The sequence below is a fragment of the Streptomyces sp. NPDC001093 genome (genome assembly GCF_040298985.1).
In the GTDB taxonomy this organism is placed as follows: domain Bacteria; phylum Actinomycetota; class Actinomycetes; order Streptomycetales; family Streptomycetaceae; genus Streptomyces.
In genome coordinates this window covers 69,562-89,069 of record NZ_JBEPBF010000011.1, presented here as the reverse complement: position 1 = coordinate 89,069, position 19,508 = coordinate 69,562, and the positions used below count along the sequence as shown (strand labels likewise).

Genomic DNA, 19,508 nt, shown 5'->3' with positions numbered 1-19,508 from the left:
ACGGAAATCAGGGGCAAGATTCACGGTCAGGGAGAATCTGATCCTTCATGCGCATGACTCATCGGTTCGTTCGTCACAGGACCGCCACCGGGTTCACGGGCGAGCCGGTCCCGCCCGGCACGTTCAGCGGCGCCACGACCAGCAGGAACTCATACCGACCGGCCTCCGCGGCCGCCGCGGAGAGGGCTTCCAGATCGAGGTTGTCCAGCAGCGGCACCCCCATCGCGGCCACGGCCAGGACATGGACCGGCGAGTGCACGCCCTCCACGGGCGAGGGCCGTACGTCACTGTCGCCGTCCCCACCGAGCAGCGCGACACCACGCTCCGCCAGCAGCGGTACGGCGTCCACGTGGAAGCCCGCGCTCGCCGTGTCCGGGTCCCAGGCGCCGAGCTCCGTGCGGCGGCGGACGTGCCCGGACCGCAGCAGCACCGCGTCACCCTCGGTGATCGTCACACCGAGCGCCCGCTCCGCGGCGGTGATGTCCCGTGCGTGCACCGCCTGCCCCGGCTCCAGCCAGCGCATCCCGAGGACGGCGGGGAGGTCGAGGAGCACACCCCGTGTGACGAGCGGTCCGAGCGCCGACACCGCTCCGAAGCGGGCACCCGCGGTGCCGACGACGTCGCGGGCGGTCCGGCCGTCGTAGAGCTGTCCCCGGTAGGCGATGTGGCACAGTGCGTCGAGGTGCGTGACGCCCTTGCCGTGGTAGTCGGCGGCGATGAAGTCCTTGTGGGTGGAGGGTTCCGGGCTCTCCACGTCACCGAGATCGGTCATGTGGTGCAGAGCGGGCCTGCGGTTGTCGGGGCCGGGCCGGGTGTTCCAGGGCAGCGCCAGCGGGACGACCACCCCGGACCGCACGCCGGCCGTGGCCCGCCGTACATGGTTCGCGGTCACACGGTTCCAGGCACCGCGGTCGGCCGGCATCCAGCGCCCCCACGTGCGGACCGCCTCGAAGAGCACGTCGAACTCCCGGCGGGACACAGCGGGCCCGTTGCCGGTCAGGGATGATCCGGGCTCTGGGGCATCGGCGGACTTCGCCGTCATCGGTACTCACCTGCACTCACCTGTGCTCACCGTTGTCCGGGCGTGACGCGGAGGAGCGAGCCCGGCGCTCGTGATCAACTCCAGCTTTGCACAGCGGCCGCGCCGCTCGGTCGTGCTCGGCCGCCGGTCTGGGACGACCATGGATAAAGGCAGCACGCTCGCCGGTGGGCCAGGAGCCCAGGCGCCGAGCGGAGGGACAAGGAACCATGGGCACGACGGACTCCTCCCGAGCAGGCCCCGGCCGGTCGGTGGCCGGTTCCGCCGCGCCGCCCAGCGGCCTGCTCGACCTGCTCAGCGTCGCCGCGGTGGTGCTGAACCCACTGGGCCAGGTGGTCTTCTGGAGTCCGAAGGCCGAGGAACTGTTCGGCTACACCCCGGCGGAAGCGCTGGGGCAGTACGCCGCTGAGCTGACGGTCCACGAGGAACACCGGGACGAGGTGGTCAAGCTCTTCGCCGAGGTCATGGAGTCCGGCGCCGACTGGGCCGGGGCCTTCCCGATCCGGCACAAGGACGGCAGCACGCGACTGGTGGAGTTCCGCAACATGCGGCTGCTGGACGACCTCGGTGACACCTACGCCCTGGGCCTTGCGGCCGACCAGGCGGCCGTGGAGCGGGTCGAGCGAGATGCCTCCCTGGCCATGCGCCTGGTGTCCCAGTCCCCGGTCGGGCTGGCCATTCTGGACCCGGACCTGCGCTACCTCGCCGTGAATCCCGCCCTGGAACGCATCACCGGTCAGTCCGCCGCCGAACGTCTCGGCCGGACGGCCGGCGAGGTCCTGACCTACCTGGACACGGATCCCGAGGCCCGCCTGCGCCGCGTCCTGGAGACGGGCGAGTCGGTCGTGGACCGCGACATCGTCTGTCATCCCCCCGCCGACCCGGACCACGAGCACGCCTGGTCCGTCTCGTACTACCGGCTGGAGGACTCCGGTGGGCGGGTGCTGGGCCTGGCCTACTCCGTCATCGACGTCACCGAGCGGCATCGCGCCGCTGCCGAGGCCGCACAGGCCCGGCAACGGCTGGCCCTGATCGCCGGCGCTTCCGCCTGCCTGGGAACCACCCTCGATCTGGAAACCACGGCGCGCGAGCTCGCCGACATCGTCGTACCGGTCCTGGCCGACGTGGCAGCCGTGGACATACTCGACAGCGCCCTCGACGGCCGGACCGCGCCCCATGAGGGCCCGGCCCTCTTCCGCGCCGTCGCCGTCAGCGCGGCCCACCCCACCGAGGCCGTCCACGCGGCCGACCCGCCCGGGGAAGTCGCCGCCTACGACAGCGACCGCCTGATCACCCAGTGCGTGCGTACCCGCCAACCGGTCTTGCTGCCCCACACCACCCGTCGGGACCTCGGGCGCATCGCCCGCCACGGCGAGGCCGCCTCCCTCCTCGCGACGGCCGGGGTGCACTCCTACCTGGCCGTGCCGCTCATGGCCCGGGGCGAAGTCCTGGGCGCCCTCGACCTCAAACGTACCCGGAACCCCGCACCGTTCGATGACGACGACGCGCTCCTCGCCTGCGAGTTGGCCGCTCGAGCCGCGGTCTGCATCGACAACGCCCGCGGATACCAGGCCCAGCGTCACACGGCCCTCACCCTCCAGCGCAGTCTGCTTCCCGAGCCGCCAACCCACCTGCCGGGCCTGGACGTTGCCTGCCGCTACCAGCCTGCCGGTGCCACGTACGAGATCGGCGGCGACTGGTACGACGCGATACCCCTGCAGGGGGACAAGACCGCCCTGGTCGTCGGCGATGTCATGGGCAGCGGTATCAAGGCCGCCGCCACCATGGGGCAACTCCGCAGTGCCGTCCGTGCCTTCGCCGAAGTCGACCTCGCCCCCGCCGAGGCCCTTCGTCACCTCGACCACCTGACCGAGGGGGTCGAGCAGACCATCACCACCTGCATCTACTGCGTCTACGACCCTCACCAGGGCCAGTGCCGGATATCCCTCGCCGGCCACCTGCCCCCGGCCCTGCTGCGCGCCGGCCGTCCCGCACGGCTTCTCGACCTTCCCACCGGGGCACCGCTGGGCGTCGGCGGGGTCGCCTTCGAGGCCACCACCATCCCCTTCCGTCCCGGCGACGAACTGGCCCTCTACACCGACGGCCTGGTCGAAACCCGGAGCGACCCCATCGACACCCGCCTGGACGCCCTGCTCGACGCCCTCACCGCGACGCGGGGCCACGATCTGGAAGCCACCTGCGACCGCATCCTGGAGGTTCTCCGGCCGCCCGGAGGTGAGGACGACGTCGCCCTGCTCATCGCCCGAGCCCAGACCTGATGTCGACGCACAGCCCCGGAGGGGGCGAGGAACGTGGCGGGGCCCGGGAGTCGTATCCAGCTCCCGGGCCCCTGGGGATGCCACCCAATTGCGCACGCCGGCGGCGTTTAAGAGGACGGATCAGTCATCATGCCGTCGTGTTCTTCCTTTGAACTACCGCACCGTGCGAGAGGTGCAGGCGAGAGTCGAACTCGCATCCGACGGCGGTCGTCCGGCCCCGTCGATCCGGCGATCGGCGGCGATGCTGAGACTGGAGCGAGAGTCTGAGACTGATCACGGCTGCCTCTGCCATGTTGGGCTACCCCGGCCCGGCGTGGGCGTTGTGCCGGGGGAAGGACTCGAACCTTCACTGTCACCGTGTCTTCAGGCTGAACTTCAGTGTCAGCTTGCGCTCATCACGCGGACCAGGCCTCAATCGGGCCCGCGCCTGTTGCGCACCCCCGCGCTCGCACGCGGGGGCGATCGTGGATGCTACCCGTGCCGGCGTCAGCCGAGCAGGTAGCCGAACACCGCGTCGCCGACCCGCTGGTCGGTGACCTCGGTGCCGTTGGCCTCCTCGCGGGCGAACTTCACCGCCTGCTGGAGCTTCTCGACCCGCTCCACCAGCTCGTTCACGCGCCGCGCCGGAAGCGCTCCGGAGAACTTCACGGTCGTCCAGTACCCGATGGGCACGTCCTCGTAGTACACCTCGACCTGCGCCGGGTGCTTGTCGGTCGCCTCCGCCTTGACATGGTTGCGGGGGACCTTCCTGGTGCGGATCGTGCGCACCGGGTCCGTCTTCCACCAGTCCGTGGACGGGTCGTGCGACCAGGACTCGGCGGCGTCGAGGGTGGGGAGCTTCCTGACGAACGTGTGCAGGTCGGTGAGCTGCTTCTCCAGGAAGAGGAGATAGCTGACCGGGACGTCGGCGACGATCGTCCGGCCGTCGACCGTGACGTCCGCGCGGGCCGCGCAGTTCGCCCAGTCCTTGGTGGCGGTCACGTCGAACAGCCGGGTGAGCGACGCGGACATCTCCCGCAGCACGTCCTCGGCCTGCACCTGTACCCGCGTGGACTCGGGCGGCAGCTGCTCGCCCTCCTCGTCCTTCGGCTGGTACGTACGCGAGATGCCGGCCAGCAGCGCCGGCTTCTGCACCTTGTGGTGCGCCGCGGTGATGTCCTGGAGCGACTTGCTCTTGACACCCTTCTCGACAGCGATGATCTGGTTCAGTTTCGCCACTTCGGCTCCCCCTTCGAACAGGCAGGAACGTACCCCACCGGCTCGAACACGCGCACCGGCTTTTACAGGTCCGCGCCGGTGCGTGGTGCGAGGTGGAAGTCGAAGGCGAGGGTCCCGGGATCCAGGGCCGTCGCCCCGCCGTCGACGGTGAGCACCGCACCGTTGACATAGGACGCCGCAGGGGAGATCAACCAGCCGATGGTCTCGGCGACTTCACGCGGCTCGCCCGGCCGGCCCATGGGCAGCGGCCTGGTCGCCTCCGCGTAGGCGGCCTCCACACCGCCGTCCTCCAGGCCCGCTTCCCGGGCGAAACGCGCCATGCGCCGGTCGGCCATCTCGGTCCTCACCCAGCTGGGGCACACGACGTTGGCGCGCACCCCCGCGCGCCCGTAGTCGACGGCCACGGAACGGCACAGCGACAGCAGGGCGGCCTTGGACACGGCGTACGGGGCGTTGCCCGGGCCGTTGAGCAGGGCGGATACCGACGCGACCGCCACGACCGCGCCACGCGCCCGGACCAGATGGGGGATCGCGGCGCGCAGGAGCAGCATCGGACCGGTGACGTTGGTGCGCATCACCTCGTCCCAGTCCGCCGGCGACAGGTCCCCGACGGTGCCGCCGCGTCCGATCCCCGCGTTGAGCACGACGCCGTCCAGTCGCCCGTGGGCGTCGAGGGCCGCACCGACGAGGCCCTCGGCGGCGTCGGGGTCGCCCACGTCGGACGGATACGCCAGTGCGCCGGTCTCCCGCTCCAGCCGCCGCAGCGGTTCCACCCGGCGCCCGCAGGCCACCACGTGGTGCCCCTGCTCGCGCAGCAACCGGGCGGTGGCCTCGCCGATGCCGGAGCCGGCGCCGGTCACGATGACAACTCGCTTGTCCATCACAGGGGTTCGGCTTTCTGTTCCGGGAGCACGCGGGGAAACCGATCGTAGAGGGGTCCGTACGCCCGGCCTCCCGCCACCGGCGATCTTGAGACAGGGGGGTTCGTCCGGTCCGGCCCGCCCGTCGCCCGGGCGCCGAGGACCGGTCAGTGCGGGCCGAGTGACCCCGGCCGGCCGCTCAGACGTACGGCCTCGAGGGCGATGTAGAGCTCGGCGGCGGACCCCGCGTCGGTGGTCCGGCGGCCGGTCAGTTCCGCGATGCGGTGGAGGCGGTACAGGACCGTGTTCCGGTGGCAGTGCAGCCGCCCGGCCGCCGCGGTCGTCGATCCGCCGCAGGCGAACCAGGCGTGCAGGGTCTCCAGCAGGGTCGCCTGTTCCCGCGGGGGCAGGGCGAGCAGGGGGCCGAGGACCGCCCGGGCGACCTCCTGCGCCATGTCGGGGGAGGCGGCCGCCAGGAGCGACACCGGCGCGCTGCCGTACAGATGGGTGCCGCCGGTTCCGTGCGGCAGGCACTGTAGGGCCAGTTGGGCCTGCCGCCAGGCCGTGGGCGCCTTCACGGGCGAGGTGAAGGCGCGGCTGACCCCGACCCGGGACAGGGCGATGTCCGACAGCCGGCCGACCGCTTGCGCGATGGCCTGTTCGTTGGGGAGGGACAGCAGGCCCACCCAGGCCCCTATCGGCTGAATCCACTCGGAGCCGATTCCGGCGGCACGCAGGCGGCCGCGCACGCTGGGCAGCGGCTCGGCCCCGTCGTGGACCTCGGCACAGACCACCAGGAAGGGGCCCTGCCGGTCGAGGTCCAGCACGCGTGCGATCTCCCATGCGCTCGCACTGGTGCCGGCCCTGCCGTCGAGCAGGGTGGTGAGCATCATGCTCCGGGTCGTGGTGTCGCGACGCGACTGTTCCTCGACGGCGGCCCGGTAGGCGTCGGCGGCCGCACTGGAGTAGTCGTCGACGGCCGCCCAGATGTCGGAGGCCATGTGCAGCAGCTGGACGGTGCTCTGCTCGTCCACGGCGGTCGCGAGGAGCCGGTCCCAGACGAAGCGGCCGGCCAGCCGGTAGGCGTGCAGGAGCGCGGCCAGCGGGATGCCCTGTGCGGCCTTCAGCCGCCCGGCGGCGCGGGGCGCCTCGAGCGTCGTGGGCCGCCCCTGCAGTGCCGCGAACAGCGTGGACAGGTTGTCGCGCACCATGGCACGCAACTGTTCCCGGCCGGTCGGCGTGCTCTCGGCGTACGCGTGCTCGCCTCCGAGGATCTCGCCGGTGAGGTCCTCGGCGAGCCGGTCCACCTCGGTCAGCAGGCGGCCGGCCAGGTCGACGACCCGGTCGGTGGCCCTCAGCTGCGTCGTCACGGGCGCAGTGTAGTCCGGCGGAACTGTGCACCGGCACAGTCCCGCGGCGCCTTTTCGCGCCCCCCGCCCATGGCCGGAACCGGTGGCGAGCGGTGGAATCGCCGACGGCGTGTCTCATCGCGGTCGCGCGGATCGGGCATGTGCACAAGTCGTGGCGGACCGAAGGAGATCGTATGGACGGCGCACCCGGAACGGCCGGAATGGGACGGCGGCGATTCCTCGGGTATGTGCTGGCCGCCTCGACGCTGACGGTGGCCGCCGAACTCGGTGAGGCCGTGCTCGCGCCGGACCGGGCGTCGGCCGTCGTGCCCTCCGTGCCGGGTCCGGCGGAGATCTACGACCTCAACGACATGCTCACCGATGCGGCACTGCCGACGGCGAACCTGATCACCATCCGGATCGACGGCGACGGCACGGCCTCCTTCGCGCTGCCCCGGGCGGAGGTCGGGCAGGGCATCACGACGTCCAGTGCCATGCTGATCGCCGAGGAACTGGACCTGCCGCTGGAGCGGATCCGGGTCACGCTCGCGGACGCGCGGCCGGAACTGCTGTTCAACCAGCTCACCGGTGGCTCCAACACCACGATCTCGACCTACACACCGATCCGGGTGGCCGCAGCGGTGGCGCGGGGCAGGCTGCTCAGGGCGGCGGCCCTGGAACTCGGTGAGGCCCTGGACACCCTGACCGCCAGGGCCGGGGTCATCACCTCGTCGGCCACCGGCCGCAGCCTCACGTACGGCGAACTCGCCGAAAAAGCAGCCGCAGTGACGACGAGTCAGGTCGCCACCGTGCTCAAGGAGGCCGCTGACTTCCAGGTCATCGGCACCGCGCAGCGGCGTATCGACGCACAGGAAGCGGTGACGGGCCGCAAGCAGTTCGCCATGGACCTGCACATCCCGGGCGCCCTGCCGGCGATGGTGTGCCGGCCGCCGACGATCAACGGCACCGTGCGCTCCGTGGAGAACCTCGCCGAGGTGCGGGCGATGCCCGGTGTCACGGACGTCGTGGTCGTCTCCACCGGAGTCGCCGTCCGCGGCCGTACCTTCGGTCAGTGCATCGACGCCGTGCGCGCGCTGAAGGTCTCCTGGGGCCCCGGAACGGCCGACGCGCAGAGCGACGACACCATCCGCGACGAACTCCGCAGGGCCGAACTCCCGCTTCCGGCACTGGACCTGCTGACCAGGTCGGTCGACGCCCGGTTCACCTTCCACTTCGCGAGCAACAGCGCGCTGGAGACCAACTGTGCCGTCGCCGACGTACGAGACGACTCGGCCGAGATCTGGGGAAGCCTGAAGTCCCCGGTCGTCGCCCAGGAGCAGATCGCGCTGCAGCTGGGGCTGCCGGTCTCCGCGGTGAAGGTCCATGTCACCGACGGCGGCGGCTCCTTCGGGCGGAAGCTCTTCCACGACGCCGCGGCTGAGGCCGCCGAGGTCTCGAAGGCGATGGGCAAGCCGGTCAGGCTGATGTGGCACCGCACCGACGACTTCCGGCAGGGCCGCACCCACCCGATGGCCACCTCGCGGGTGCGCGCCACGTACGCGCTCGGCCAGGTGCTCACCTACGACCAGCGGCACACCTCCGTCGCCACCGACTTCGGCCACGGAGTCGGCGAGATCATCACCGCGGCGGCCGCGCGGCTGCCCGTGGGTGATCTGACCTTCTCCGAGACGATCTTCGCGCTCAGCCAGCAGACGCCGTACGACTTCGGTGTCGTCACCCAGTCGCTCGGCGAGACCGACAAGGGCTTCAACACCGGTTCCATGCGCAACATCTACTCGCCCAATGTGCGCTGTGCGCAGGAGCTGGTCGTGGACGAGCTGGCCAGGCGTATGGGCAGGGACCCGTACCGGTTCCGCAGGGAGTTCCTCAAGGACGAGCGGGCGCGGGCCGTCCTGGACAAGGTGGCCGACGTCGGGAACTGGGGCCGGAGCATGCCCGCCGGGACGGCGCAGGGCATCGCGGTCCATCCCGAGTACCACGCCTGTGTCGCCGTCCTCGCCGAGATCGACTGCCGGCCGGAGACCACCGGCCGCACGGTCCGCGACGCCTGCACCGGCCCCCGCGTCACCAAGGTCGTGTGCGCCGTCGACGTGGGCCTGGCGGTCAACCCGCGAGGCCTCGAGGCGCAGATGATGGGCGGCATCATGGACGGCATCGCCATCACCCTCAGCTCCGGCCTCCACCTCGCAGGCGGTCACTTCCTGGAAGGCAGTTGGGACAACTACTTCTACACCCGGCAGTGGAACACCCCGCCGGAGCTGGAGATCGTCGTCATGCCGCCGACCACCGGGGAGCCCGGCGGCGCGGGCGAGCTGGCCGTCGCGGGTGCGGCCGCCGCCGTGGCCTGCGCCTACGGCCGGGCCACCGGGAGCATGCCGACCAGCTTCCCGGTCAACCACACCGGGCCGCTCGGCTTCGAGCCGCTGCCCACCACGCCGCCGATCCCCGCGTCCCCCACCGACGGACTCGACCGCGCCCACTAGGAGATCACGTGCCCGAACACACCTTCATCCTCAACGGCCGGCGGGTGACCGTCGACATCGAGGACGACGTCCGGCTGCTGTGGGTGCTCAGAGACGTCCTCGGTGTCACCGGACCGAAGTACGGCTGCGGTCTCGGCGTCTGCCAGGCCTGCACCAGTCACATCAACGGCAAGGCGTTCAACCCGTGTTCGGTGCCTGTGAAGGACATCGGCGCCGATGACGAGATCACCACCATCGAGGGCCTGCCCGGCACCGTCGGCAAGGACCTGCACCCCATGCAGGAGGCCTGGCTGGAGTACGACGTCGCCCAGTGCGGATACTGCCAGCCCGGCCAGATCATGACCGCCGTCGCCAAGGTCCGCCAGGCCCGGGAGGAGGGCCGGGAGATCACCGAGGCCGACCTCGACGAGATCCGCAACGTGTGCCGGTGCGGCACCTATCACCGCATACGGCAGGCGATCATGGCGGGAGCGCAGAAGTACTGAGCGGCTGACCGGCCGCGACGGTGCTGTGTGCCGCCGGTGGGCTTCAGTCGCATCGCGTTCGAAGACCTCGCGCGCCGCGGGTTTCACCGCGCCAGGTCGAGGGAGCCGAGGAAGCGCAGGAGCGCGGCGTTGACCTCCTCGGGGCGCTCCTGCTGGACCCAGTGGCCGGCGCCCTCCAGGACGACGTGCTCGCGCAGGTCGGTCAGGACGTCACCGAGGTGCTGTGCGGGCATGAACATCGCGACAGGATCCCTGGAGCCGGTGAGGAAGAAGGACGGCTGCGTGATGGGGCGGCCCTCCAGCTCCCGGGTCAGCGCCCAGTTGCGGTCCATGTTGCGGTAGTAGTTGAGGCCACCCGTGAAGCCGGTCTCCTCGAACGTCTTGACGTAGTAGGCCAGCTCGGCCTCGCCGAGCCACGGCGGTGGCGGGAGTTCCGCCTCGTCGCGCGACGCCCACTCGGCGGAGTAGATGTCCCGTGCGACGAGCGTCCTGCGGACGTTCCGCGCCAGCGCCTCGTCCGCGACTCCGGGCTCCTGGAACCACACCATGTAGAAGTCGTCGCCCAGGCGCGAACGGAGGATCGGCAGCGGCGGGGCGGGGGAGCGGGGGGTGACGGGGACGCTCAGGCCGGCCACGGCACGCACCCGTTCGGGGTGCAGCCAGGCCATGTGCCATACGACGTTCGCTCCCCAGTCGTGTCCCACGAAGACCGCGTCCTCGGCGTCGGCGTCGTCCAGGAGGCCCGCGAGATCCCCGCACAGGCTCAGCACGTCGTACGCCTCGACATCCCGTGGGCGTGAGCTTCCTCCGTAACCGCGCATGTCGGGCGCGAGGACCCGGTGTCCGGCCTCGGCCAGGGCGAAGACCTGATGCCGCCAGGAGAAGGCGAGCTCGGGAAACCCGTGGCACAGCACGACCGGCGGTGTGCCGGGCCGGTGCCGGCCATGCTCGAAGACGCGCAGAGTGATGCCGTTCGTCGCGACGTCACGCGACGTCAGACGCTCCCAGTCCGCGAGGGAGACCTTCGTCGTCATACGCCACCGCACCGCCCATCGGCTGATCCACCGGGCGAACACCTGCCACCCGGCGGGGAGTTGTCCGTATCGGACCCGAGTGCAGAGCACGCTAGCGCACCTGGGGTCCCACCTGGGCTGCGGCGCGCTTGTTGTGGACGTACGGGATCTTCGACATGGTGCTGCTCGGAGGACCTGCGCGGAGTGAGGGCCGCGGTCGTGGCAGGCGCGGGCTTCACCGTGCTGCCCCGCTGTCCGTGCGCCGGTGAACCGGCCTCCGGAGCCCCCGTCCCGCCGCACGAACCCGACGACCCTCCGATCGGCACACGTCGTCGCTCAGTGTGCGCGCTCTTCGCGCGGGCCGTTCTCGGCGGCCGTGGGCAGGGGGCGAGGGGCGCTCCCGCCGGAGGTCTCCTCGGGAACCGGAACCGGCTGCCGGTAGCGCGTGGAGGTGTCGATCCTCGGTGCGGTCCGGCCGAGCCGTCGAGCCGTGGCCCTCGCCGCGTCGTCGTCCGGCATGGACACGGCGAGGAGCCGGAAGGGAGCCGAGGGCCGCAGCTCCACGACGACGACGGGTCGGCCGGGCCGCAGGGCCACGAAGTCCGTGCCGCCGGCGTGCCCGCGCGTCCCGATGGACCAGGCGCCGGGAATCCAGGTGCCGCGCTGCCGGACCCCGCGCAGGGCGCGCCACCAGTCGGGTTCGACCGTCACCCGGCACACCGCCGTCAGCGGCACCCGCACGTCACCGCGGCGGGCGGCCGCCCTGTGCCACCACGACAGGTGTACGACCACGTCGTCCCCGTCGACGAGAATGCGTGCCATCGCTCAGCTCCTCCGTTCCATACTCCCCGTTCCGCACCCGGGCCGGGAGCCGCGGACACGCCGGCGCGTGTCCCGTGTCACGGCGTGCAGCCCGGGTACCCGGCCGGGGCGCCGGAGGGAGGTGCCTCGTGCCCGTCCGGTCGTGCGAGTGAGAGCAGGCGCACCTTCCGGACGCGAGCCGTCGTACGACCGCACGCCGTGGCCCGGTGACGAGCACGGCGGAGGTGTGGAAGGAGTCGACTGGGCATGCGGTTTCATGATCGCGTCCACGCCGGCCGGGAGCTGGCCGAGCGGCTGCGCATCCGGCAGGAGGCGGGGGCGCTGACGCATCCGGTCGTGCTGGCGCTGCCGCGCGGCGGGGTGACGGTGGCCCGCGAGGTGGCGCGGGCGCTGGAGGCACCACTCGACGTGGTGGTCGCGCGCAAGATCGGCGCGCCGTTCCAGGAGGAGCTGGGCGTCGGGGCGCTCGCCGGTGACGATCCTCCGCTGTTCGACAAGCGGACCCTGGACGAACTCGGTCTGACCGAGGAGGCCCTGGACGACGTGGTGGAGCGGGAGCGGGCGGAGCTGCACCGCCGGGAGCAGCGGTACCGGGAGGGCCGGCCGCCGCCCGAGCTGCGGGACCGTACCGTGATCGTGGTGGACGACGGGGTGGCCACCGGGGCGACCGCCCGGGCGGCGCTGCGCTGGCTGCGCCGGCAGTCGCCGGAGCGGCTGGTGCTGGCGGTACCCGTGTGCTCGCCGCAGGCGGCCGAACTGCTGCGTGGCGAGGCCGACGAGGTGCTCTGCCTGCAGCGGCCGACCGTCTTCCTGGCCGTAGGGGAGTGGTACGAGGACTTCGAGCAGCTGACGGACGACGACGTGCTCGCCGCGCTGCACGGTCAGTGACCGCGGGGGCGCCGGGCCGGAGCGGAGGCCGCGATGGAGTTGGTCGAGGAACGTTCCTTCCGCTACCGCATCGAGCCGCACGCGGGCATGCGGGTGCCCGGGGTCGTGTTCGCGTCCCGCGAGCTGCTCCGGGATGCCGAGCAGTCCCTGGAGCAGGTCGTGCACGTGGCCACGCTGCCCGGCATCGTCGCCGCCTCGTACGCCATGCCGGACATCCACTGGGGGTACGGCTTCCCCATCGGCGGTGTCGCCGCCACCGACGTGGACGACGGCGGGGTGGTCTCGCCGGGCGGCGTCGGCTTCGACATCTCCTGCGGGGTGCGGCTGCTGGCCGCCGACTGCGACGGCGACGCGCTCCGGCCCGCCCTGACCGCGGTGATGGACGGCCTGGACCGGGCGATTCCGCGTGGGGCCGGTCCCGGCGGCGTGTGGCGCCTCACCGGCCCCGGAGAGCTGGAGCGGCTGCTGGACGGCGGCTCCCGCTACGCCGTGGAACAGGGCCACGGGGAGGAACGCGACCTGCTGCGCTGCGAGGACGGCGGCGCGGTGGCCGACGCGGACGTGACACAGGTCGGGCAGCGCGCCCGGGAGCGGGGCCTCGGCCAGGTGGGCAGCCTCGGCTCGGCCAACCACTTCCTGGAGGTGCAGCAGGTCGCCGAGGTGTACGACGGCCCGGCCGCGGCCGCCTTCGGGATCGGCCAGGGCCAGGTGTGCGTGATGATCCACTGCGGCTCGCGCGGGCTGGGGCACCAGATCTGCACCGACCATGTGCGGCTCATGGACCGCGCCATGGCCCGCTACGGCATCTCCGTGCCCGACCGGCAGCTCGCCTGCACGCCGGTGGACTCGCCCGAGGGGCAGGACTATCTCGGGGCCATGGCCGCTGCCGCCAACTACGGCCGGGCGAACCGGCAGTTGCTGTCCGACGCGGCGCGTGGCGTGTTCCGGCGCACCGCCGGTACGGGACTGACGCTGGTGTACGACGTCTCCCACAACCTCGCCAAGATCGAGACGCACCAGGTCGACGGTGAGCGGCGGCGGCTGTGCGTGCACCGCAAGGGCGCCACCCGTGCCTTCCCGCCCGGGCATCCCGAACTACCCGAGGACATAAGGGAGTTCGGGCAGCCGGTGCTGATCCCCGGCACCCTCGGGACGGCCTCGTACGTGCTCGCCGGCGTGGACCGGGGCGATGCCTTCCACTCCACCTGCCACGGTGCGGGCCGCACCATGAGCCGTCATCAGGCCGCGCGCAGCATCACCGGCAGCGAGCTGCGGGCACGGCTGCGGCACGCCGGCATCGCCGCGCGCCCGAAGTCCTGGCGCGGCCTGACGGAGGAGACGCCGGAGGCGTACAAGGACGTCGACGCCGTCGTCGCCGCCAGCGAGGGGGCGGGGCTGTGCCGGAAGGTCGCCCGGCTGGTGCCGCTCGGAGTGGTGAAGGGCTGACGGTCCGTGGCCGGCGGGTGGTGGACGGGGTGCGCGTGCGCGGTCACACGTCCACGATCACCGTGCAGGACCATCCGTACGCGTCCGGACCGATGTGCAGGTCCTGCCAGGAGACACCCTTGGGCGCGGCACCGATGACGGCGACGTCCCCGAGGTCGGCGAGCGACAGCCGTACCGCCAGTCCACCGTCGTCGGTGGGCTCCGCTTCCACGTCGACGGGGATCCGGCCCGCCACCTCGAGCCGGTAGACCACCTCGTCCAGCAGCGCGACCAGCAGGTCCGCATCGTCGCCGGGGGCCAGACGGACCCGTTCCAGCGTGGTGGGGTGCGCCTCGGACACATCGGCGAAGGCCTCGACCATGGCGCCTACGGCCTCGGTCAGGCACTGTTCCCGGGTGGAGCCCCAGGCCTGCAGACGGGTGTCGGCCGTGTGCGGCATCGCGCGGTGACCGTTCTCGCCCTCGCGCCGTGCGCGCAGCTCGTCGCTGATGTCACCCACCATGGCCGCCGTGATCCCTTCTGCGACTCCCCCCTCGGGTTCCATCGTCACTCGCCGGGCTCGGCGGCGCCACGTCTGCTCCGCGCCGACCGGTGCGGGCAGCGGGTGCGGCCGCCGTCCGCCGGGAAACCGTGCGCGGCGGACACCGCACGAGCCGGTTTGCCCGCGCCGTCCCGGGCTACGCGGGCGGCGAGGCCGTACGCCTCACCATCTCGGATCCGGGAGGTGCCCGATGACACGGCGGATACGTGACGTGATGTCGCCCGGCGCGGTGGCGGTGGAGCCGATGACCACGGTGGAACGGGCGGCGCTCCTCATGCGGGAGCACGACATCGGTGACGTGCTGGTCGCCTACGACTGCGATCTGTTCGGAGTGCTCACCGACCGCGACATCGTGGTGCGCACGCTCGCGGCAGGGCTGGACCCGCACACCACCACGGCCGGCACGGTGTGCAGCCGCCCGCCGGTGCTGACCGTGACACCCGAGGACACCACGGACCACGCCGTCGAGCTGATGCGCACGCACGGCCTGCGCCGGCTCCCCGTCGTGGAGCACGGCGGCTGCCCGGTCGGTTTCGTCAGCCTCGGTGACCTGGCGGCCGTGGAGGACCCTCACTCGGCACTGGCGGACATCAGCAGGGCGGAACCCAACCACTGATCGACAGCATGGCGGCGGTGACGGATCGGTCCCGACGGCAGCGGCCGGCCGGTCAGGGGGCGAGTACCCGGGCCCGGCAGGCCGTCGGGGTGCCCCAGGAGGTGCGCAGTGCGCGGGCCTTGCGGATCCACAGGGACAGGTCCAGTTCCTCGGTGTAGCCGAGGGCGCCGTGCAGGTGCAGGGCGGTGCGTGCCGCTGTGTACGCGGCCTCGCAGGCGGTGACCTTCGCCGCGGCGATCTCGCGCCCGCACCCGGGGTCACCCCGCTCCAGCGCCAACGCGGCCGCGTGGACCAGCGGTTGGGCGAACTCCAGGGCGATCAGCGTGTCGGCCAGCCGGTGCTTGACCGCCTGGAAGGAGCCGATGGCGGCCCCGAACTGCCTGCGCGTGCGGGCGTGGTCGACGGTCCGGTCCAGCAGGGCGCGGCCCAGCCCGAGGGCCTGTGCGGCGGTGGACAGCGCCGCGACCTCGGCGGCGTGCGCGGCCGCGGCGGCGACGGCCGGCCCCTGGGCCAGCACGGTGCCGCCGAGCGGTCGGGCCGGCCGCCGGGCCGGGTCGAGCGAGTGCTGTACGGGGCCGTGCGCCTCGGCCAGGCGCAGGGTGCCGTCCTCGACGACGAACACCGCGTCGGCGGCGTCCGCGTCCAGTGCGTAGGGACGGTCGGGGGACAGCAGGCACACCGAGGCGACGACCTTGCCGGCGGCGATCCCCGGCAGCCACGCCGCGGCCGTCGTCGCGTCGTGAAGCCGGTCCAGGAGGGCCGCCGCCGCGACCGTCTCCACCAGCGGGCCGGGCACCGCGTGCCGACCCAACTCCGTGAAGGCCACGGCGCGTTCGACCGGCAGCGCGCCCAGGCCGTCGTAACGCTCCGGTATCCCGAGCGCGAACACCCCCGCCTCGGCCAGCCTGTGCCACAGCGCCCGGCCGGGTCCGGTGTCACCGGCGGCCCAGGACCGTACGACGTCCGGCGTGCGCGCCGCCGTCAGCAGGGCGTCCAGTGAACGGGCGAAATCGCGCTGCTCGGCGTCGAGGAGGAAGCGCATCACCGGCGTCCCTTCGGCAGGCCGAGCAGCCGCTCGGCGATGATGTCGCGCTGGATCTCGTTGGTCCCCGCGTAGACGGGCCCGGCCAGGGAGAAGACGTAGCCCTCGGACCAGCCGCCGTGCGCGGGCGCCTCGTCGGCGTCGTCGGCGAGGTCGCCGTAGGGGCCGAGGAGGTCGAGGGCGGTCTCGTGCAGGGCGATGTCCAGCTCGGACCAGAACACCTTGTTGAGGCTGGACTCCGCCCCGATCGAGCCTCCCGCCGCCAGGCGTGAGGCGGCCGCGTAGGCGAACAGCTGGTAGGCGCGGGCGCCGATGACCGCGTCGGCGACCCGGTCGCGCAGCGCGGTGTCGGACGGGTCGGCGGCGGAGCGCCACAGCGCGGTGAGGCGGTCGGCGGCGGCCGTGAACCGGCCGGGGCTGCGCAGGGTGAGCCCGCGCTCGTTGCCCGCCGTGCTCATCGCCACCCGCCAGCCCTGGCCGGGCTCGCCGATGACGTCCGCGTGGGGCACGAACACCTCGTCGAGGAAGATCTCGGCGAAGGCGGGCTTGCCGTCGAGCCGCGCGATCGGCCGTACCGTCACCCCCTCCGCGTCCAGCGGGAACATCAGGTACGTCAGCCCGTGGTGCGGCCGGTCGGCGTCCGGGTCGCTGCGGAACAGTCCGAAGGCGCGGTCGGCGAACGCCGCCCGCGACGACCAGGTCTTCTGGCCGCTCAAGCGCCAGCCGCCCTCGGTGCGTACGGCCGTGGAGCGCAGTGAGGCGAGGTCGGAGCCCGACTCCGGCTCGGACCAGGCCTGCGCCCAGATCACCTCGCCGCTCGCCATGGGCGGCAGGACGCGGGCGCACTGCTCCGGTGTGCCGTGCTCGAAGAGGGTGGGCGCGAGCAGGTTGATGCCGTTCTGGCTGACCCGGCCGGGCGCACCGGCCGCGTAGTACTCCTCCTCGAAGATCAGCCACCGCAGCACCGGGGCATCCCGGCCGCCGTACTCCTCGGGCCAGGAGACCACCGACCAGCGGTCGGCGAACAGGGTGCGCTCCCACTCCCGGTGGGCCGCGAACCCCTCCGCCGTCTCCAGCGAGGGCAGTGGAGTGCCGGGCACATGGTCGGCGAGCCAGGCGCGGGCCTCGGCGCGGAAGGCGTCGTCCGCGGCGGAGAAGTCGAGGTCCATCAGCTGCCCTCCTCCCTGGTGGAGTTCTGGGCGACGGGCTCCGTGGGCGCGGTGCGGGCAGCGGGCATCCGCCCTCCTTCCCTAACAAGTGTTTGGTAGGTTAACGTACGGCCCGTCAGCCGTCGAGGGCCGACCGGAGCCCTCGTCGCCGAACGCGAACTCGGCCTGCCGAAGGAGGCCCGTCCGTGACCACGCCCCCGCCGCCGTACGTTCCCGGCCACGCCCTCCTTCAGGGCCGTACCGCCGTGGTCACCGCCGCCGCGGGCGCCGGCATCGGGGGAGCGACCGCGCGCCGGCTGCTGGAGGAAGGCGCCCGCGTCGTGCTCTCCGACGCCCACGCCCGCAGGCTCAAGGAGTCGGAGGCCGCGCTGGCCGCCGAGTTCGGGGCGGACCGCGTCGCGGCACTGCCCTGCGACGTCACCGAAGAGGAACAGGTCGGCGCGCTCTTCGACTTCGTGGAGGAGCGGCACGGGCGCCTGGACGTCGTCGTCAACAACGCCGGACTCGGCGGGACCGCCGACCTGGTCGAGATGACCGACGAGCAGTGGGACAGGGTCCTCGACGTCACCCTGGGCGGCACCTTCCGCTGCACCCGCGCGGCGCTGCGCCGGATGAAGGCGGCGGGCGCCGGGGGCGTCGTCGTCAACAACGCCTCGGTGATCGGCTGGCGGGCGCAGCGGGGCCAGGCGCACTACGCCGCTGCCAAGGCCGGGGTCATGGCCCTCACCCGCTGCGCCGCCCTGGAGGCCGCGGAGTACGGGGTGCGGGTGAACGCCGTGTCGCCCAGCCTCGCCATGCATCCGCACCTGGTGAAGGTGACCACGCCGGACCTCCTGGAGGAACTGACCGCCCGCGAGGCCTTCGGCCGCTGGGCCGAGCCGTGGGAGGTGGCCAATGTCATCGTCTTCCTGGCCAGCGACTACTCCTCGTACCTGACCGGGGAGGTCCTGTCCGTCAGCAGCCAGCACGCCTGAGCCCCGCGGGCGCCCCGGCCGGAAGGTACGGGTACCCGGTGAGCCGGCCGGGTTTGCACTGACACCGCAGACATCACCGATCCCCAAGGAGTGGCCATGGCCGAGGCATACATCGTCGAAGCGGTCCGCACCCCGGTCGGCAGGCGCGGCGGCGGGCTCGCGGCCGTCCACCCGGCCGATCTCGGCGCCCATGTGCTGACGGCGCTGATGGAGCGCTCGGGTGTCGACCCGGCTGCCGTCGAGGACGTCGTCCTCGGCTGTGTGGACACCGTCGGACCGCAGGCCGGCGACATCGCCCGCACCTGCTGGCTGGCCGCCGGGCTGCCCGAGGAGGTGCCGGGCGTGACGGTGGACCGCCAGTGCGGTTCCTCCCAGCAGGCCCTGCACTTCGCCGCGCAGGGCGTGCTCTCGGGCACCCAGGACCTGGTGGTCGCGGGCGGCGTGCAGAACATGTCGATGATCCCGATCGCCTTCGCCACCCGCCAGGCCGCCGAGCCCCTCGGGCTCACCCAGGGCCCCTACGCCGGTTCCGAGGGCTGGCGGGCCCGCTACGGCGACCGGCCGGTCAACCAGTTCACCGGCGCGGAGATGATCGCCGGTAAGTGGGGCATCTCCCGCCGCGACATGGAGGAGTTCGCGCTGCGTTCCCACCAGCGGGCCGTCCGCGCCATCGACGAGGGCCGCTTCGACCGTGAACTCGTCCCCTACGGCGAGGTGACCCGCGACGAGGGTCCCCGGCGCGACACCACCCTGGAGAAGATGGCGGGCCTGAAGCCGGTGGTCGAGGGCGGCCGGCTGACCGCCGCCGTCTCCTCCCAGGTCTCCGACGGCGCCTCCGCCGTGCTGATCGCGAGCGAACGAGCCGTACGGGAGCACGGTCTGACACCCCGCGCCCGCGTCCACCACCTCTCGGTGCGCGGCGAGGACCCCATCCGGATGCTGTCCGCGCCGATCCCGGCCACGGCGTACGCCCTGAAGAAGGCCGGGATGACCCTGGACGACATCGACCTCGTGGAGATCAACGAGGCCTTCGCCCCGGTGGTGCTCGCCTGGCTGAAGGAGACCGGCGCCGACCCGGAGAAGGTCAACGTCAACGGCGGCGCCATCGCCCTCGGCCACCCGCTGGGCGCCACCGGCACCAAGCTCATGACCACGCTCCTGCACGAACTGGAACGCACCGGCGGACGCTACGGCCTGCAGACCATGTGCGAGGGCGGCGGCCAGGCCAACGTCACCATCGTCGAGCGGCTCTGACGCCGAGGA

At 72.5% G+C, this 19,508-nt stretch carries 17 protein-coding genes; 8 read left to right on the top strand and 9 right to left on the bottom strand.

Translation table 11 applies throughout. From position 1 onward, the window contains the following. Positions 1–73 precede the first annotated feature (73 nt). Positions 74–1,042, bottom strand: a complete 969-nt coding sequence (locus tag ABT288_RS08585) for a cyclase family protein (protein WP_351604143.1) — start codon at positions 1,040–1,042, stop codon at positions 74–76. Positions 1,043–1,248: 206 nt separating this feature from the next. Between ABT288_RS08585 and ABT288_RS08580 the strand changes: the two genes are divergently transcribed. Further along, entirely contained in the window at positions 1,249–3,318 is a 2,070-nt protein-coding gene (locus ABT288_RS08580) for a SpoIIE family protein phosphatase (protein WP_351604141.1), read from the top strand. 486 nt (positions 3,319–3,804) lie between these two features. On the opposite strand, the gene ABT288_RS08575 is transcribed toward ABT288_RS08580, so the two are convergent. The 3 genes from ABT288_RS08575 to ABT288_RS08565 form a co-directional block, all read right to left on the bottom strand. Beyond that, positions 3,805–4,536, bottom strand: a complete 732-nt coding sequence (locus tag ABT288_RS08575) for a DUF7873 family protein (protein WP_351604139.1) — start codon at positions 4,534–4,536, stop codon at positions 3,805–3,807. Between the two features lie 62 nt (positions 4,537–4,598). Further along, positions 4,599–5,420 (bottom strand): SDR family NAD(P)-dependent oxidoreductase, encoded by an 822-nt coding sequence (locus tag ABT288_RS08570; RefSeq protein ID WP_351604137.1) that lies wholly within the window; start codon positions 5,418–5,420, stop codon positions 4,599–4,601. Positions 5,421–5,563: 143 nt separating this feature from the next. Next, complete coding sequence (locus ABT288_RS08565; RefSeq protein WP_351604135.1) at positions 5,564–6,766, bottom strand: PucR family transcriptional regulator; 1,203 nt, start codon at positions 6,764–6,766, stop codon at positions 5,564–5,566. Positions 6,767–6,939: 173 nt separating this feature from the next. Between ABT288_RS08565 and ABT288_RS08560 the strand changes: the two genes are divergently transcribed. Together ABT288_RS08560 and ABT288_RS08555 are read left to right on the top strand one after the other, a co-directional pair. Beyond that, positions 6,940–9,249: a molybdopterin cofactor-binding domain-containing protein gene (locus ABT288_RS08560; protein WP_351604133.1), complete on the top strand. Its 2,310-nt coding sequence runs from the start codon at positions 6,940–6,942 to the stop codon at positions 9,247–9,249. A gap of 8 nt (positions 9,250–9,257) precedes the next feature. Beyond that, entirely contained in the window at positions 9,258–9,734 is a 477-nt protein-coding gene (locus ABT288_RS08555; RefSeq protein ID WP_351604131.1) for a (2Fe-2S)-binding protein, read from the top strand. A gap of 83 nt (positions 9,735–9,817) precedes the next feature. Here ABT288_RS08555 and ABT288_RS08550 read toward each other — a convergent pair whose 3' ends face one another. Beyond that, the gene (locus ABT288_RS08550) at positions 9,818–10,768 is read right to left on the bottom strand and encodes an alpha/beta fold hydrolase (protein WP_351604130.1); all 951 of its coding nucleotides are present in this window, start codon (positions 10,766–10,768) and stop codon (positions 9,818–9,820) included. Positions 10,769–11,083: 315 nt separating this feature from the next. Then, a complete protein-coding gene (locus ABT288_RS08545) occupies positions 11,084–11,569 on the bottom strand; it encodes a hypothetical protein (RefSeq protein WP_351604129.1) in 486 nt (161 codons plus the stop codon). A 246-nt stretch (positions 11,570–11,815) separates the two neighbouring features. Here ABT288_RS08545 and ABT288_RS08540 point away from each other — a divergent pair, with 246 nt between their 5' ends. Together ABT288_RS08540 and ABT288_RS08535 are read left to right on the top strand one after the other, a co-directional pair. Beyond that, positions 11,816–12,457, top strand: coding sequence for a phosphoribosyltransferase (locus tag ABT288_RS08540; RefSeq protein ID WP_351604128.1), 642 nt, complete (start codon positions 11,816–11,818; stop codon positions 12,455–12,457). A gap of 33 nt (positions 12,458–12,490) precedes the next feature. Then, positions 12,491–13,903, top strand: coding sequence for an RtcB family protein (locus ABT288_RS08535; protein ID WP_351604126.1), 1,413 nt, complete (start codon positions 12,491–12,493; stop codon positions 13,901–13,903). A gap of 43 nt (positions 13,904–13,946) precedes the next feature. Here the strand turns inward: ABT288_RS08535 and ABT288_RS08530 are convergent, their stop codons facing one another. Beyond that, on the bottom strand, positions 13,947–14,405 hold the full coding sequence (locus ABT288_RS08530) for an archease (RefSeq protein WP_351604124.1): 459 nt from the start codon (positions 14,403–14,405) through the stop codon (positions 13,947–13,949). 229 nt (positions 14,406–14,634) lie between these two features. On the opposite strand from ABT288_RS08530, the gene ABT288_RS08525 reads away from it, so the two are divergent. Continuing rightward, positions 14,635–15,060, top strand: coding sequence for a CBS domain-containing protein (locus tag ABT288_RS08525; protein WP_351604122.1), 426 nt, complete (start codon positions 14,635–14,637; stop codon positions 15,058–15,060). A gap of 52 nt (positions 15,061–15,112) precedes the next feature. Here the strand turns inward: ABT288_RS08525 and ABT288_RS08520 are convergent, their stop codons facing one another. Continuing rightward, positions 15,113–16,102 (bottom strand): acyl-CoA dehydrogenase family protein, encoded by a 990-nt coding sequence (locus ABT288_RS08520; protein WP_351604120.1) that lies wholly within the window; start codon positions 16,100–16,102, stop codon positions 15,113–15,115. Beyond that, entirely contained in the window at positions 16,102–17,271 is a 1,170-nt protein-coding gene (locus tag ABT288_RS08515) for an acyl-CoA dehydrogenase family protein (RefSeq protein ID WP_351604118.1), read from the bottom strand. Before ABT288_RS08515 ends, ABT288_RS08520 begins: the two co-directional genes overlap by 1 nt. Before the next feature lie 185 nt (positions 17,272–17,456). On the opposite strand from ABT288_RS08515, the gene ABT288_RS08510 reads away from it, so the two are divergent. Both ABT288_RS08510 and ABT288_RS08505 read left to right on the top strand, forming a co-directional pair. Continuing rightward, positions 17,457–18,245, top strand: coding sequence for an SDR family oxidoreductase (locus ABT288_RS08510; protein WP_351604116.1), 789 nt, complete (start codon positions 17,457–17,459; stop codon positions 18,243–18,245). A 96-nt stretch (positions 18,246–18,341) separates the two neighbouring features. Next, positions 18,342–19,499, top strand: coding sequence for an acetyl-CoA C-acetyltransferase (locus ABT288_RS08505; RefSeq protein ID WP_351604114.1), 1,158 nt, complete (start codon positions 18,342–18,344; stop codon positions 19,497–19,499). Positions 19,500–19,508 lie beyond the last annotated feature (9 nt).

Coding starts and splice junctions, on each gene's coding strand:
- ABT288_RS08525 (WP_351604122.1), top strand. CDS start 14,635: ATGACACGGCGGATACGTGACGTGATGTCGCCCGGCGCGGTGGCGGTG.
- ABT288_RS08515 (WP_351604118.1), bottom strand. CDS start 17,271: ATGGACCTCGACTTCTCCGCCGCGGACGACGCCTTCCGCGCCGAGGCC.
- ABT288_RS08505 (WP_351604114.1), top strand. CDS start 18,342: ATGGCCGAGGCATACATCGTCGAAGCGGTCCGCACCCCGGTCGGCAGG.
- ABT288_RS08580 (WP_351604141.1), top strand. CDS start 1,249: ATGGGCACGACGGACTCCTCCCGAGCAGGCCCCGGCCGGTCGGTGGCC.
- ABT288_RS08545 (WP_351604129.1), bottom strand. CDS start 11,569: ATGGCACGCATTCTCGTCGACGGGGACGACGTGGTCGTACACCTGTCG.
- ABT288_RS08535 (WP_351604126.1), top strand. CDS start 12,491: ATGGAGTTGGTCGAGGAACGTTCCTTCCGCTACCGCATCGAGCCGCAC.
- ABT288_RS08540 (WP_351604128.1), top strand. CDS start 11,816: ATGCGGTTTCATGATCGCGTCCACGCCGGCCGGGAGCTGGCCGAGCGG.
- ABT288_RS08550 (WP_351604130.1), bottom strand. CDS start 10,768: ATGACGACGAAGGTCTCCCTCGCGGACTGGGAGCGTCTGACGTCGCGT.
- ABT288_RS08530 (WP_351604124.1), bottom strand. CDS start 14,405: ATGGTGGGTGACATCAGCGACGAGCTGCGCGCACGGCGCGAGGGCGAG.
- ABT288_RS08520 (WP_351604120.1), bottom strand. CDS start 16,102: ATGCGCTTCCTCCTCGACGCCGAGCAGCGCGATTTCGCCCGTTCACTG.
- ABT288_RS08585 (WP_351604143.1), bottom strand. CDS start 1,042: ATGACGGCGAAGTCCGCCGATGCCCCAGAGCCCGGATCATCCCTGACC.
- ABT288_RS08560 (WP_351604133.1), top strand. CDS start 6,940: ATGGACGGCGCACCCGGAACGGCCGGAATGGGACGGCGGCGATTCCTC.